Genomic DNA, 14633 nt, shown 5'->3' with positions numbered 1-14633 from the left:
GTCCCACGTCGTGGTCCGAGGACCATGTCGTGGCACGGCGAGACGGTCGAGGATGTTTGTCCGCACGGGCGCGGACACCGATCTGCCGGGTGGAGCGTGTTGTTCGCGGCTTCCGCTGCCTTCGCCAGAAGCACATGGCAGCAGATACTCTCATGTCCACAAGCGTCGCTTCACCGGAGCCCCGAGGTCACACGTATCTTCCTGTCACCCTCGGGTGGGGCCCTGTCGAACCTCCCTGTGCACATTCTAAGGAGAGCCAGTTGAGTGTGGTTTTCTTCCGCAGGCCGGCCCGCCGCCGGGGCCCGGAGCTGCCGGACGGTGAGCTGACGCTGCAAGAACCACCGACGCTCGCCGAGGCGCCGCCCTCCTCTGCGGCCAACATGCTCACCTATCTTCCGATGGCGGGCATGTCCGTCGGCATGGTGCTGCTCTACACACGCATCGGCAGTGGAACGGGACCGACCATCTACCTGGTGGTCGGGCTGATGCTGCTGTCGATGATCATGATGCTGGTCGGGCAGCTGGTGAAGTCCGGCTCCGAGCGCAAGCACAAGATGCAGGGCGTACGCCGGGACTACCTGCGCTACCTCGGCGGTGTCCGGCGCAGGGTCCGGGTGGCCGTCGCCGAACAGCAGCGAGCGCTGGCCTGGAAACATCCCGAGCCCACCGCCCTGTCATCGTTCGTGAAGACGACCCGGCTGTGGGAACGCCGCACCTCCGACGACGACTTCGCGGAGGTACGCGTCGCGGTCGGTGAGCAGCGACTCGCGATGCAGTTGGTGAACAAGGCGGAGAAGCCGGTCGAGGACCTCGACCCGCTCACCGCGCACGCGCTGCGCTCCTTCATCAACGCCTACTCCACCGTGCCCGACCAGCCCATCGCCATCTTCCTGCGGGCGTGGTCCCGGATCCTGTTCCGAGGCGAGCGGGTGAAGGTGCTGGGGACCGTCCGGGCGCTGCTCGCGCAACTCGCGGCGCTGCACACTCCGCAGAGCCTGCTGATCACGTTCTGTGTGGCCCCGGAGAACCGCGCCGAGTGGGAGTGGGCCAAATGGCTCCCGCACGCGCTGCACGCCCAGGAGACCGACGGCGCGGGACCGGCCCGGCTGATCACCTCCACGGTCGCGGAACTGGAGGACCTGCTGGGCGAGGAGCTGACCGACCGCGCGCTCTTCGAGGCGGGCGCCTCGCCGCACAAGGACGAGCCGTACGTGGTCGTCGTCCTGGACGGCGGCCAGGTGCCCTCCGGGCACCGCTTCGAGCGCGCCGGTTACCGCAACTCCGTGGTCCTGGACGTTTCCGGCACCCTGCCCTGGAAGCCCGGTCGCACCGTGCTGCGGCTTGTGGTGGAGGAGGCCGAGAACGCCGGCGATGCCGCCGCGACCGAGACGCACGACGAGGTGAAGGTCGTCCGCACCGACCGCAACCGCAAGGAGATCTCCATCCCGCTGGGCCGTGCCGACCGGCTCGGTCCGGCCGCCGCGAGGGCGCTCGCCGCCCAGCTCGCCCCGATGCGTACCGGAGCCACGGCGGAGGTCGCGCAGCCGCTGTCCACCGACATCCAGCTCACCACCCTGCTCGGCATCACCGACTTGCACCGGTTCTCCCCGCAGGAGTACTGGGAGCGCCGCGCCGCCCAGAACAAGCGGCTGCGGGTGCCCATCGCGGTCGGCGCCGACGGCCGTCCGGTCGAACTCGACATCAAGGAGTCGGCGCAGGACGGCATGGGCCCGCACGGCATGCTCATCGGCGCCACCGGTTCCGGCAAGAGCGAGCTGCTGCGCACCCTGGTCCTGGGACTCGCCCTGGCCCACTCGTCCGAGACGCTGAACTTCGTCCTCGTCGACTTCAAGGGTGGTGCCACCTTCCTCGGCTTCGACGAGCTGCCGCACACCTCGGCCGTCATCACCAACCTGGCCGACGAGGCGGCGCTGGTCGACCGTATGCAGGACGCCCTGCGCGGTGAGATGCAGCGGCGCCAGGAACTGCTGCGCGCCGCCGGCAACTACACCTCCGCGCTGGACTACGAGAAGGCACGTGCCGCGGGCGTCCCGCTGGAGCCGCTGCCCAGCCTGCTCGTCGTCGTCGACGAGTTCAGCGAACTGCTGTCCGCGCACCGCGAGTTCATGGACCTCTTCGTCGCCATCGGCCGGCTCGGCCGGTCACTCGGCGTGCACCTGCTGCTCGCCTCGCAGCGCCTCGACGAGGGGCGCATGCACCAGCTGGAGAGCCACCTGTCGTACCGGATCGGTCTGCGGACGTTCTCCGCGATGGAGAGCCGGGGTGTGCTCGGAGTGCCGGACGCCTACGAGCTGCCCTCCCAGCCGGGTGCCGGCTACCTGAAGAGCGGTGTCGAGCCGCTCACCCGCTTCCGCGCCGCCTACGTGTCGGGCGCCTACCGGCAGCGGGTCGGCGCGCTGGCCCAGGAGAAGATCGCCAACCAGGTGATGCCGTGGACCGGCGACTGGGTGAACGTGCGGGACGAACCGGCCCAGGAACCGGAGACCGCCGCCGCGGCGGAGGGCGACGACGCGGACGACACCAGCCTGATGGCCGTGGCCATCGAACGGCTCCGTGACGCCGGACCGCCGGCCTACGAGGTCTGGCTGCCGCCGCTGGGCGCGCCGCCGACCCTCGACGCGCTGCTGCCGCCGCTGGTCCCCGATCCCGAACTGGGGCTCACCACCGCCGACTGGGAGGGCCGTGGCAAGCTGCGGGTCCCGCTCGGTATCGTGGACAAGCCGTACGAGCAGATCCGCGACCTGCTGATGGTGGACCTCGGCGGTGCCGGTGGTCATGTGTCCATCGGCGGCGGTCCGCAGAGCGGCAAATCCACCCTGCTGCGCGATCTGATCACTGCGCTGGCCCTCACCCACACGCCGCGCGAGGTGCAGTTCTACTGCCTGGACTTCGGCGGTGGCTCGCTCAGCTCGCTCTCCGGCCTGCCGCATGTCGGCGGCGTCGCGGGCCGGCTGGACGGCGAACGGGTGGCGCGGACGATAGCCGAGATCTCGACGCTGCTCGCGCACCGGGAGCGGTTCTTCCAGGAGCACGGCATCGATTCGATGGCCACGCTGCGCCGGCGCCGCGCGGCGGGCGAGTTCCCCGAGGAGCGGCACGGCGACGTCTTCCTGGTGATCGACGGATGGCAGACGGTACGGCAGGAGTTCCAGGACCTCGTACCGCTGCTCGGCCAGTTCGCCACGAACGGCCTGAACTACGGCATCCACCTGGTGACCACCACCACCCGCTGGGTGGAACTGACCGCCGCCGTCCGCGACCAGTCGGCCACGAAGCTGGAACTGCGGATGGGCGACCCCCTCGACTCCATGATCGACGTCCGGCTCTCCAAGAACGTCCCGCGCCTTCCCGGGCGCGGCCTGACGGTCGGTTCGAAGCTCCACTTCCTCACCGCCCTGCCGCGCATCGACGGCGTCGACGACACCGCCGATCTCAGCGACGGCGTCGCCGACCTGGTCGCGGCCGTGGCCGAGGGCTGGCACGGCCCCGCCGCGCCGCCTGTGCGGATGCTGCCGACCATGCTCAGCGCCCGCGATCTCGCCCCCGCGCCCGCGGAACGCCGGCTCCAGTTCGCGCTGGGTGTCGAGGAGACGCAACTCGCCCCGGCCTGGCACAACTTCGCCGAGACACCGCACCTGGTGGCCTTCGGCGACACCGAGTCGGGCAAGACGAACCTGCTGCGGCTGATCGCGAAGGGGGTCACCGACCGGTTCAGTCCGGCGGAAGCCCGCATTCTTGCGGTCGACTTCCGTCGCGAACTGGTGGAATGGGTGCCCGAGGAGTACCGGCTCGGACACGCGGTGTCGGTGGACCAGCTGGACGAGTACGTGCAGGGCGCGGCCCGGGCCATGACGACCCGGGCGCCCGGCGCGGACATCACACCCGCCCGGATGCGTCTGGCCGACTGGTGGGTCGGGCCACGGCTGTTCGTCCTGGTCGACGACTACGACCTGGTGGCCTCCCCGGGCCGCAGCCCGCTGGACCCGCTGCTGCCACACCTGCCGCTGGGCTACGAGGTGGGCCTGCACGTGATCGTCACCCGCTCCGCGGCGAACTCCATGCGTGGACTCAACGACCCGCTCGTCCGGCGCCTGCTGGAGGTCAACTCGCCAGGTCTGCTGATGTCCTGCCCGCCCACCGAGGGTTATGTGTTCGGCAACGTCAAGCCGCGTCTGCTGCCGGCCGGCCGTGGTAGCTACATCACGCGCCGCAGCGTGACGCAGATCCAGACCGCCTTCCTCGACGACGTGCCGGCGGAGGTGCCCACGGGCCGGTGACCGGTCCCCCGCCCGTGTCGTCACCGCGGGCCGGGTCGTGCGGTCGTCGCACGCCCGGCCCGCGGCCGCATTCCCCCACGGTCGTGTTCGTTTCGTCCCGGGGCGAAGCCGTCGAGCTGCCGCCGGGCGGCGCACGTCAGGGACCGACGCCCGGTGACCCGGCCGTACGCGCGACCCCACCGCCGTCCGCGACGAGGGCCTCGGGGTCCGCGTCCAGCACGTGCGTGACGGTTCTTGTCGACGACGGCTGCCTCGGCCCGGGACGCGACGCCCGGCACGTACCCGGCCGTCGCGAACCTCTCCCGCGCCGCGTCATGAGCAGCGGGGAACGCACCACGACCAGGCGGCACCCGCCCCACGCACTGTCACGCACCGGCTCGTCAGGCCGACCCGCCGCCGGCTGCCCGGCGGGAGGCCCGGATCCGGGCCAGCGTCATCGCGCCGATCGCCAGCACGCCCAGCAGCAGGCACGCTCCGGTCACTGCCCACGCCCGGGGGACGGCGGCGCTCCTGGGCGCGGCGTCCGCGAGGTGCACGACGTCCTGCTTCGGTGAGGGCGCCGGGGCGGCCGTGGGCAGCACCGAGTTGAGCGCGCTGACGGGGTCCAGCAGCGGCACCGAGGCGTGCGAGGCGGTCGCCTTGAGCCGGGCGGCGGTCTGGGCCGCCGTCAGATGCGGCAGGTGGGCCCGGACCAGGGCGGCGGTGCCGGCCACGAAGGCGGCTGCCACGGAGGCGCCCCCGGAGACGTAGTTGCCCGTGCCCTTCGGTCCGATGCCGGTGATCCCGTCGCCGGGCGCCGCGAGGTCGGCGTGCACGGGTTCGGGTACGCCGTCGGGGCGGTTCCCGGTGATGTCCACGTCCATCACCGACAGCACCCCGTTCGCGGAGGCCGGCCAGTACGAGGAAGGCGGAGGGGCGGAGGCCTGTCCGGTGGTGCTCTGGGGATCGGTGTCCGGGGCGGCCGGGGCCACCACCAGAACGTCCTTGGCCGCCGCGTGCTTGACGGCCGCCCGGAGCGAAGGGGTGTTCTTGGGCAGGGCGGCGGAGACGAGCACCACCTGCGCGCCGGCCGTGACGGCCGACTCGATTCCCTGGGCGACCTGGTCGGCGCTCGCCTTGCCCCGCTCGTCCGTGCCCCGTTCGGCGATGATATGTGTCTGGGGCGCCACCCCCGCGAACCCGCTGCCCGGTACGGCCGACGCGGCGATCACCCCGGCCAGGAACGTCCCGTGCCCCACACAGTCCTGCGCTGCGGCACCGCTCGCCTGGACGCGTCCGGTGAGACCGGCAGCCTGGGGCGACACGCCCGTGTCCACCACGCCGACCAGCACGCCGGAGCCCTGGGTGTAGCGGCCGGCCTGTGCCAGGTTCAGAGTCAGCTGTGCCCAGGGCACGGCACTCACCTGTGTCGGTGAGGCCTTGGTGCATGTGTCGGAGCTGTAGCCGAGGGATGGGGGTATCAACGGCAGCTTCGGTCCGGCCGAGGCTGTCGCGGAGGGTGTGGGCGCCGTGTCCGCGGACGCGGCACTCGCCGTAGGGACCACGGTGAGTGCCGCCCCGAGGAGCGGGGCCAGCACCGTCAGGCGTGGCGTACCTGGCCGTGGCCGGTGCAGGCGTCCTCCCCGCTTGCTGGGAGGAAGACGCAGGAGGGAGGGGTTGTCGTCGGTCATGTCGTCGAATTCCCTGGCCGTGGTGACCGGTTGGCATGCCGTGGGGCAGGCGGAGGCGGGGCGGGAGCAAGGGCACGGGCGGAAGCCGACCGGTCCTTCTTCGCGGCTGCGGTGTCCCGCTGGGCGGGACGCAAGGACATGCTAGTCAGTCAACGTCGGCCGCTCGGTGGGAGATATGACGATCGTGTCCCAACCAGGACACCTTCGCTCGCCGGCCCTTGCCAGCGGGTAAGCTGCGCACAAGAGATACGTGTGGCAGCGGACGGGCGCCTTTCCCAGCCGCGTGCGACCGTACGCAAAACACCTGTTTACCGTTCGGTGCTGGCTCGGCGCAGTCCCGCGCAGTGTCTGACACCTCCCGCTTCGGGAGTGTGCCAACGCCACGTGAGCGGGGATGTGACCAGAAGACTGTGAGGATCGGATGACTGCCGTCCTCGTGAGGAGCGTGCGATGATCCGGCGCGGCACTGGTCGGCGGGGCGGACACTCCGACCGGCACGCGGCCACCCGTCTGACGGTCTCGCGTGCCCGCGACCACGTGCACCTGGTGCACTCGGGCGGCACCCCGCCGGGGCGGCTCACGGATATCTCGGAGTGGCTCGGCCCCGCTCGCCCCAACGAAGCGGTCGTCCTGGTCGGCGCGGCACTCGGTGAGGACGGCGTCGAGGGACTGTGCGAACGGCTCGCCCCGGTGTTGCAGGAGTCCAAGGAGCAGGACGTACGGCTGCTGCGGCTGGTGATGTCGGCGGGCGCCGACGAGGCCGAGGGCCGCCCTTCCACGGCCAGGCTCATCTGCGAACGGTGGGAACTCGACGTACTGGCGACCGCGGGCCCCGCGGTCGTCGTCCCGGACGGCACCCTCTTCTCGCCCGACCTCCCGGACGCGCCCGGCGGCTGGTGGCACTTCTCCGTCGGCCAGGTGCCGCGGTCCGTGGGCAGCCGGCTGCCGATCCCCGACTGGGAGTCCGCGCTGCGGCGGCTGGAGCACAGCCCGGTCCCCGGGCATGTCGTGGAGCCGGTCCCGGCCGGCCTGATGATCCGTTCGGCGGGCGCCGCTTCCGCCGCCGTGGACACCCTGCCGTACGCCGTCGCGCCCGACCCGGACCGGCCCCACCTGCTGATCGACGCGCCGAACGTGCCCGCCGCCGGACTGGCGACCATGCTCGCCGCGCTGCCGGGCCGCGTGCGCAAGGACATCCGGCTGGTGTCCCTGGACGGCCGCTCCATGCTGGAGACCGGGCAGGCCGTGGCGGACCTGCTCGGGACCGGGGTGCAGGTGGCCAACGGGGTACCGGTGGTGGTCGACGGCGACGACGCGGGTGACGACGCCGCGGGCGAGTCCTCGACGGAGCTGTACATGGTGGACGCCGACGGCACGCCGACCTGGCGGCCGTTCGCGCAGGCGTTCGTGTGCGAGCCCGGGGCCGAAGGACGGGAGGGGAGCGCCCGGGTCACCGAGTGGCGGGCTCCCGCCGCGCTGCTGGAGGGCACCGACCCCCGTGGCCTGCCGTTCGATCAGACCTGGAAGGTCGCGATCACTCCCGCCGGACTGTGGGCCGGCCCGCGCGGCAGCGAGCCCCCGCTCGTCGCCGCGTCCCGTACGGCGGATCCGGACACCGTCGCCATCGAACTCGGCGCACCGCGCCGGGCGATCGACGACTCGCTCTGGCCCGGACTCGACCGGTTGTTCGGCGAGCTCAGCCCGGAGGTACGGGAACGGGCCGTCGTCCATGTCCACGGCGTCCTCGGCAGCAAGGGCATGGAGAACCTGCGGCGGCTGACGGTCCGGCACAACTTCTCCTTGATGCCACAAGCACCGGGGGAGGCCGAGCCGCCCGCCGCCGAGGTCTTCCCTTCGCTGGGGAGGCCTGCGCGGCGGACCGAGGCCGCGCAGGCGGCGAAGGCGGAATTCGATCTCCCGGACCGCGAGCCGGAACCGGAGGTGCCGGCGGGTGCGGGGGAACTGGTGACCGAGACCAGGTCCTCGGACCCCGACCCGGCACCCGTTCCCGAGCAGGTTCCCGCGCAGGCACCGGGCGGACCGCGGGAACGGGTACGGCCGTCGGCCGCTGCCCGTCCATCTCCCGTTCCCGGCCCCTCCGCGGTACCGGCACCCGTACCGGCCGAGCGGGCACCCCTCGGCCCGTCCGGGACACCGACGGGTAAACCGTCCGTGCCGTCGACGGACGAGGCCGCGACACGGGACGCCGAGGCGTCGCCTGCGCCCGCGTCGCCTGCGTCCGCGTCGCCTGCGCCCGCGTCGCCCGTGCCCGCCGAGAGCGGGCCCGCGGCGACGGTCGAGAAGGTGGCCGCTTCCCTGGTGGGCGGGTCCGTGACGCGGGAGAACGAGGCGTTCTCGCCCGCGGCGAGCGGGACCGCGGCACCCGGCGGGGACACGACCGCGTCCATGGCGGGCGGGCCTGCGGCGCCTCGGGGCGGAGCCTTCGAGGCCGCGGCGTCGGGGACGGCCGGGGACGGCGCCGTGCCCCCGGCCCCCGGTTCCCGGCCCGATCCGGTTCCGCGCGCGGTCAGCCGCGCCCGCGGTACCGACACGCCGGCGGAGCGCGGCACGCCGGACACCGACCACGCGAAGCTCCGCGCCCAGCTGGGCCCCTTCTGGGAGCAGCACCGCGCCGCCGTGGCGGAGATCACCGGGCGGCTGTTCAAGACGCAGCCGCGTGACCAGTCCGACGCCGCCATCGCCGAACTCGTCGCCGTGCACGTCTACATGACGGCGGTCGACGACGCACAGCTGCGGGCCGCGCTGGCGGACGGCGACGAACAGAGCCGGATCCTGCTGCGGTGTCTGCGGTCCGGCGCGCGCCGCCTGCCCTCCTACCGGGGCGCCGCGATGAGCACCGCCGGGGAACTCGTCCAGCGCCTCACCCCGGACGCGGTGGGCGAGGAATGGGAAGGCACCGTTCCGGTTCGCGCGGTGTCCGTCGGACGCACATACCCGGACTCGGCCGCCGATCACCTCCTCATCTGGTCGGTCACCGGCCGCCGCACAGGCACCCGCGCCGACGACGACACCCAGGACATCCTCTTCGCCCGGGAGTCCCGGTTCCGGGTCCTGGGCGTCGTCCGCCACGGACCGGCCACCGTCGGTCTCCTCCAGGAGATGCCGCAGCAGGCGCACACTTCCACCCCGCACCTGGACGCGGCTCTGCTCAACCGCCTGCGGGCCGTGCTCGACCTGCCCACCGCCCCGCCCCCCGGGCAGGGCCATCCGCCGGACACACCGTCCCGCGCTGTGCCGTTGCCGACGACGAGTACCCAGCGGGCCGTCACCCCTCAGCAGTAGTCAGCACCGACCGATCTTCACGTCCACGTCCATCTCCCGCCGCGAGGAGCGTCATGACCCCCCGAACGCCGAGGTCCACCGCCGAGCCGATAGCGACGACCGGCACCACCCAGTCCGGACGGCGCGTCCGCCGCGCCGCGGCGCTGCCCATGCCCGACGGAGCGAGCATGACCCCCCTCGCCCCGGCGGACCCGCTGGGCACCGGGCAGGACGAGAGCACGCTGCGGTCCCTCTCCTCGGTGCTGGCCGCGTCCCGTACGGCGGAGAGCGAGCCGGAGCCCGACCCGGCCGCGTGGCGTCCCCAGGGGACCGAGGAGGCGGGTCAGGAGTCCGTGGCGGGCGGCGCGGCGGCCACGGCCGGTGGGCCCCCGCGCCGTCCCGGCGGTGGCCGGCTGGTGTCGAAGGTCACCGAACGGCCCTTCCTGGTCGCCGCCGCCGTGGCCGGCGCCGTCGTCGCGGCCACCCCCTTCCTGGCGACCAGCGCCAAGAACCACACGACGACCTACGAGGGCCTCGGCAAGGCCGACCCGATCGCCGTGGAGGGCGGCAGCGCGGACCAGCGCCCCGACGCCTACTCCAGCCAGCTGCCCATCGAGGAGCCGGGCACCGGCGGCGAGGCGCCGTCCGCCGACAACCTGCTGGACCCCGCCGCCAGGGCCTGGCACGGCTCGGGCGGCACCTCGGCGGCCGGTGACACGCAGACGGCGGCGGACGCCCCGATGGTGCCCGGGGTCCTGGCCGTGCAGACCCCCGGGGCCAACACGCCCGCCTCCGGTGCGGTGGTCACGCCCGCGCAGCAGGGGCCGGGCGCGCACGCCCTGACCTCGACCGCCGGCGACACGCCGGGGTCCCCGGCGGCCGCCGCCCCCGTGAAGGGCGCCCCCGCCAAGGACACCGGCGCCAAGGACACCCCCGCCAAGGGCACCGGCGCCAAGGGCGCCCCCGCCAAGGACAGTGGCGCGTCCGCGCCCGCCACGACGACCGGCACTCAGACCCCGGCGAAGACGACGGTCATGGCCGCCGCCAAGCCCGCCACCGGCAGCACGGTGAAGTCCGGTACCGGCAGCACGGTGAAGTCCGGCACCGACCACGCCCCCGTCGCCGCACGGGTGGCCGCGACGGCCTCGGCCGGTGCCGGCGCCGCCACCACGGCGAAGCCCGCGGGCACCCAGACGACGACGGACGAGACCAAGGCCGAGGCCCGTCAGCAGGCCACGGACACGACCTCGGACACGGCGGCCGACACGACCAAGGCCACGGACACGGCGACCGACACCACCAAGACCTCGGACACGGCGACCGACACCACCAAGACCTCGGACACGGCGACCGACACCACCAAGACCTCGGACACGGCGACCGACACCACCAAGACCTCGGACACGGCGACCGACACCACCAAGACCTCGGACACGGCGACCGACACCACCAAGGCCACGGACACGGCGACCGACACCACCAAGGCCACGGACACCGCCACCGACACCGGCACCTCGGCCGACACCCCCTCCGACCAGCCCGCCGATCCGTCACCCGCTCCGGCCGAGGCGGCCCCCGCACCGCAGTGGAGCACCAAGGTCTTCACCTCGACGCTGACCCTGCGCCCCGGCGAGTCGGTGCACTCCGACCGGATGCGCATCACCATGCGTGCCGGCGGTGACCTCGTCATCTCCGACGAGAACGGCACCGTCCGCTGGTCGTCGGGGACCACCGGGCAGAACAACTACGCCACCTTCAAGGCGGACGGCGAACTCGTCGTCCGGTCCGCCTACCAGCACACCCTGTGGTCCTCCCGGACGGGCGGCCACACCGGCGCCAAGCTGGTCATCCAGAACGACGGCAACGTCACGATCCTGAGCTCCGGCGATCAGACCCTCTGGGCCGCCGGCACCCAGCACTGAGCCCACCGCGAACACCGCGAACACGAAGGAGCAGGCGTGGCCCGCCATCTGATCACCGTCGGCCAGGAGAACGGGTGCGACCACACCACCATCGGCGCGGCACTCGCCAACGCCCGGCCGGGAGCCGTCATCAGCGTCCGGCCGGGCAGCTACCGGGAGACCCTGGTGGTGAACAACCGGGTGACCATCGTCGCCGACGGCCCGCGCGGCAGCGTCGAGATCGCCCCGGACAAGGGCGCCGCCGTCACGCTCGCCGCCGACGCCGTGATGCTGACCGACCTGCTCCTGCGGGGAGGCGCGGGTGAGCTGCCGGTGATCGACGCGGTCCGCGGCCAGGTCGCCCTGGACGGCTGCGAGGTCCTCGGAGCGGGCTGGACGGCCCTGCTCAGCCGCGGCAGCGGCTCCCTCGCCATACGGTCCTGCCGGATCACCAACCCCGTCGGAGCGGGCGTGGTGGAGGCCGGCACGACCGGCAGCGTCATCGCGGACTGCCTGATCGAGAACCTGGGCACCTCCGGTGTGGTGATCAGCGAGCAGGGCCGCGCCGATGTGCGCAACTGCCGTATCCGGGACGCGCGCGGCAACGGCGTGCTGGCCAACGGCCAGTCCCGGGGCGTCGTGGAGGACTGCGAGATCACCGCCGTGGAGAAGCCCGGACTCGCTCTGGAGGGCGGTACGTCGCTGCGGGTGGTGCGCACGACGCTGCGCGAGTGCTCGGTGGGCGTGCATCTCGCGAGCTCCGTGCGCACCGAGCTGTCCCACGTCCAGGTGTACGACTCCAGCAGTCACGGCTTCGTGGTCGCGGAGCGCTCCGACCCGCAGCTGTCGTACTGCGAGACCGCCCGCACCCGGGGCAGTGGCCTGTACGTCACCGGCCGCTCCCGCGGCTACTACGTGAACTGCGCGTTCGACGCCGCCGAAGAGGCCGCCGTGTACGTCGACGAGTCCAGCAGCCCGTCCCTGACCGGGACCCGGGTGACGAACAGCAAGACGGTGGGCGTGCTGCTGGAGGGCGAGTCCGCCGCGGAGTTCGACCAGCTGGACGTCGTACGGGCCGGCGGGAACGGGGTGTCGCTGTCCACCGGGGCCAATCCGCTGCTGCGCCGGGCCCGGATCACGGAGGCGCGCGGCGCGGGCATCCTGGTCGCCGGGAACAGCCGCGGCCGGTTCGAGGACTGCGAGGTGGGCGACTGCGCCGGGCACGCCCTGCGCGTCGAGGGCGGCGGCAATCCGCACATGGGAACCTCCGCCCTGCGCGGTGCGGGCCGGTCCGGGGTCTGTGTCGGCGGCAACGGGCGGGTCACGCTGCGGGACTGCGAGATCTCCGGCTGCTCCGCCTCGGGAGCCGCGGTCGAGGAGGACGGCGACCTGTCGCTCGTCCGCACCCGGGTGCTGGGCAGCGGCGGCCACGGTGCCCTCGTCGGCTCGGGCGGCCGGGCCGCGCTGAAGTCCTGTGAGTTCAGCGGGAACGCCGGGGACGGCATCCGGATCGACACCGACCGCTCCGTCGAGGTCACCGACTGCACCGTACGCTCCAACCGTGGCGCCGGCATCAAACGCGCGCCGTCCCGGGGCGAGTTCACGCTCTCCGGTCTCACCAGCGTCGACAACAAGTCGCCGGACGAGGGCACCGACCCGGCCGCCGATCCGGTCGTACCCGAGCACGCCGGGACCGGTGCCGCCGGCGGCACGGAGGGCGGGGCGCCGGAGAACGCCCTGGTCGCCGAGTTGAACGACCTCGTCGGTCTCACCAATGTCAAGGAGCAGGTCAACATGCTCGTCAGCCTGGGCAAGCTCGCCCAGCGACGGGCCCAACTGGGCATCCCCGCCCCGCCGATGAGCCGTCACCTGGTCTTCGCGGGCCCGCCCGGCACCGGCAAGACCACGGTGGCCCGGCTCTACGGCGGCATCCTGGCGAGCCTCGGGATGCTGTCGTCCGGCCATATCGTCGAGGTGGCCCGCGCCGATCTGGTCGCCCAGGTGATCGGCGGCACCGCGATCAAGACCACCGAGGTGTTCGAACAGGCGCAGGGCGGCGTCCTGTTCATCGACGAGGCCTACACCCTGCTGTCCGACAGCAAGGGTTCCAGCGTCGACTTCGGCCAGGAGGCCATCGACACCCTGGTGAAGCTGATCGAGGACCACCGTGACGACACCGTCGTGATCGTCGCGGGCTACCCCCGGGAGATGGAGGACTTCCTCGCCGCCAACCCCGGCCTGGCCTCGCGTTTCACCCGGACCATCGAGTTCGAGAACTACTCGGTGGACGAACTCGTCACCATCACCGAGTCCATGTGTGCGGGCCACCGCTACGTACTGGACCCGCTGACCAGGCAGGCGCTGGGGCTGCGGTTCTCCCGGATGCGACGGGACGCGACCTTCGGCAACGGCCGGGCCGCCCGCCAGGTCTTCGAGGAGATGGTCGACCGGCAGTCGCTGCGGCTGGCCACCCTGCCCGAGGCCAGCGAGGCGGACCTGATGCTGATGCTGCCCGAGGACGTCGGCGCCGACCTCGCCGAGGAACTGCGCACGGAGGTCAAGAAGAAGGAGCCCGGCGAGTCCGACGTGCTGGCCCGGCTGCGCGCGATGACCGGTCTGGGGGCGGTCAAGCGCGAGGTCGGCGGCATCGTGAACCTGCTCACCAACTACCAGCAGCGTGCCGCGCTGGGACTGCCGACCCCCTCGGTCAGCCACCACGCGGTGTTCTCCGGCCCGCCCGGCACCGGCAAGACCACCGTGGCCCGGCTCTACGCGGACCTGCTCAAGTCCTTCGGAGTGCTCCCGCAGGGCCAGCTCGTCGAGGTCGCCAGGGCCGACCTGGTCGGACGCTACATCGGTCACACCGCGCAGCTCACCACCGAGAAGTTCGAGGAGGCCGTCGGCGGTGTCCTCTTCATCGACGAGGCGTACACGCTGACGCCCGAGAACTCGCCGCAGGACTTCGGCCGTGAGGCCGTGGACACGTTGCTGAAGCTGATGGAGGACCGGCGCGACGAGGTCGTGGTGATCGTCGCCGGCTACCCGGCGGAGATGGACCGGTTCCTGGAGTCCAACCCGGGCCTGGCCTCCCGCTTCTCCCGGCACGTCACCTTCGAGGACTACTCCACCGACGAGCTGCTGTCGATCATGGAGGAGCAGGCGTCGACGGCGGGATACGTGTGCGCGCCGCAGACCAGGGAGGCCCTGCGCCTCCACCTCGACGGCCTGCCGCGCACCAAGAGCTTCGGCAACGCGCGCCTCGCCCGCCAGCTGCTGGAGACCATGATGACCCGGCAGGCGGGCCGGCTGGCGTCCCTGCCCGCACCCGACCTGGAGGCGCTCACCACCCTCCTCCCGCAGGACCTGCCCGAGGCAGCGCTCGCGGCGCTGCCGGGCGGGGAAGGATGAGGTGCGGTGACACCATGGCGGGCGGCGCCGGCCGGGCGCGGTGACTGTGCTGCCCGGCGCGCCCGGCCCGGCGG

Annotated in this window: 5 protein-coding genes; 4 read left to right on the top strand and 1 reads right to left on the bottom strand. The window is 72.7% G+C overall.

Annotation, left to right across the window (positions count from 1 at the left end; translation table 11 throughout):
- Nucleotides 1–266: 266 nt before the first annotated feature.
- Nucleotides 267–4298 (top strand): type VII secretion protein EccCa, encoded by a 4032-nt coding sequence (gene eccCa / locus IE294_RS21330; protein WP_195827021.1) that lies wholly within the window; start codon nucleotides 267–269, stop codon nucleotides 4296–4298.
- A 380-nt stretch (nucleotides 4299–4678) separates the two neighbouring features.
- Here eccCa and IE294_RS21325 read toward each other — a convergent pair whose 3' ends face one another.
- Entirely contained in the window at nucleotides 4679–5692 is a 1014-nt protein-coding gene (locus IE294_RS21325; RefSeq protein ID WP_229917265.1) for a S8 family serine peptidase, read from the bottom strand.
- Between the two features lie 726 nt (nucleotides 5693–6418).
- Here IE294_RS21325 and IE294_RS21320 point away from each other — a divergent pair.
- From IE294_RS21320 to IE294_RS21310, 3 genes are read left to right on the top strand one after another with little or no spacing between them, the layout of a single operon-like run.
- Nucleotides 6419–9271: a hypothetical protein gene (locus tag IE294_RS21320; RefSeq protein ID WP_189888469.1), complete on the top strand. Its 2853-nt coding sequence runs from the start codon at nucleotides 6419–6421 to the stop codon at nucleotides 9269–9271.
- A gap of 53 nt (nucleotides 9272–9324) precedes the next feature.
- The gene (locus tag IE294_RS47715) at nucleotides 9325–11172 is read left to right on the top strand and encodes a hypothetical protein (RefSeq protein ID WP_229917264.1); all 1848 of its coding nucleotides are present in this window, start codon (nucleotides 9325–9327) and stop codon (nucleotides 11170–11172) included.
- 36 nt (nucleotides 11173–11208) lie between these two features.
- Nucleotides 11209–14559, top strand: a complete 3351-nt coding sequence (locus IE294_RS21310; protein WP_189888467.1) for a right-handed parallel beta-helix repeat-containing protein — start codon at nucleotides 11209–11211, stop codon at nucleotides 14557–14559.
- Nucleotides 14560–14633 lie beyond the last annotated feature (74 nt).

It is taken from the genome of Streptomyces canarius, from assembly GCF_014650735.1.
GTDB classification, from domain to species: Bacteria; Actinomycetota; Actinomycetes; order Streptomycetales; family Streptomycetaceae; genus Streptomyces; species Streptomyces olivaceoviridis.
The sequence above is the reverse complement of the archived record's forward strand: the minus strand, read 5'-3'. Positions and strand labels throughout refer to the sequence as shown.

What these genes read in the sequence shown, in the direction of transcription:
- IE294_RS47715 (WP_229917264.1), top strand. Translation starts at nt 9,325, where the DNA reads ATGACCCCCCGAACGCCGAGGTCCACCGCCGAGCCGATAGCGACGACC.
- IE294_RS21320 (WP_189888469.1), top strand. Translation starts at nt 6,419, where the DNA reads ATGATCCGGCGCGGCACTGGTCGGCGGGGCGGACACTCCGACCGGCAC.